This is a genomic window from Candidatus Symbiopectobacterium sp. NZEC135 (genome assembly GCF_025962695.1).
This window is the reverse complement of the sequence record NZ_JAGFPF010000610.1, coordinates 1-1,144: the sequence shown is the minus strand read 5'-3', so window position 1 is coordinate 1,144 and position 1,144 is coordinate 1. Positions and strand designations below refer to the sequence as shown.

General features: G+C 59.3%; 2 protein-coding genes. Both read left to right on the top strand.

Going from position 1 to position 1,144, the window contains the following annotated elements:
* Positions 1-378, top strand: a 378-nt coding sequence (ccmE, locus tag J5224_RS29155; protein ID WP_264628567.1) for a cytochrome c maturation protein CcmE, incomplete at its 5' end; no start/stop codon positions are given.
* Positions 375-1,144: heme lyase CcmF/NrfE family subunit (locus tag J5224_RS29150; RefSeq protein WP_264628566.1), on the top strand; the 770-nt coding region annotated here is incomplete at its 3' end. The genes ccmE and J5224_RS29150, both read left to right, overlap by 4 nt.

Sequence of the window (1,144 nt, the reverse complement as noted above, 5' to 3'; positions counted from 1 at the left end):
TTCTATACGCCCAGTGAAATCCTGTACGGAAAAAATGAGACGCAAGAAATTCCGGTGGTCGGACAACGTTTACGCGTTGGCGGCATGGTGATGCCGGGCAGCGTGCGGCGTGATAGCCAAAGCCTGCAAGTGCATTTCACCGTGTATGACGCCCAAGGCTCGGTGGAGGTGACCTATCAGGGTATTCTGCCGGACCTGTTCCGCGAAGGGCAGGGTGTGGTGGCACAGGGCGTGTTGGAGTCTGAGAACCGCATTGCGGCAAAAGAAGTGCTGGCGCGTCATGATGAGAAATACACGCCGCCGGAAGTGAAAGCCGCCATGGACGGACAACATCAACACCAGCCATCGCCTGCGGCCAAAGAGGGTGCCCGCTTATGATGCCGGAAGTTGGGAATTATCTGCTGTGTCTGGCGCTGGGCGTGGCGTTATTGCTCAGTATTTATCCGCTGTGGGGGGCAACACGTCAGGATGCACGCTTAATGGCGCTGGCTCGCCCGCTTGCCTGTACGCTGTTTGCCTTGGTGTTGGCGTCGTTCCTGTTGCTGGTCTACGCGCTGGTCATTAACGATTTCACCGTGCTGTACGTAGTGAACAACTCGAATCGCGCTTTGCCGGTGTGGTATCGGGTCGCGGCGGCCTGGGGGGCGCATGAAGGCTCGCTCCTGCTCTGGGTGCTCCTGATGAGCGGCTGGACCTTCGCGGTTGCCCTGCTTAGCCGCGGCATGTCGAGCGACGCCGTGGCGCGCGTGTTGGCGGTGATGGGGATGATCAACGTCGGTTTTTTACTGTTTATCGTGCTGACCTCGAACCCGTTTATCCGCACGCTGCCGGATTACCCGATTGAGGGGCGCGATCTCAATCCGTTGCTACAAGACATTGGTTTAATCTTCCATCCGCCGCTGCTCTACATGGGCTATGTCGGGTTCTCGGTGGCGTTTGCCTTTGCGGTGGCGTCGCTGCTGGCGGGACGTTTGGACAGCGCCTGGGCGCGTTGGTCGCGCCCATGGACGCAGGCGGCATGGTCATTTTTAACCTTGGGGATTGTGCTGGGTTCCGGTTGGGCCTATTACGAGTTGGGCTGGGGCGGCTGGTGGTTCTGGGATCCGGTTGAGAATGCATCGCTGATGCCGTGGCTGGTGGGGAC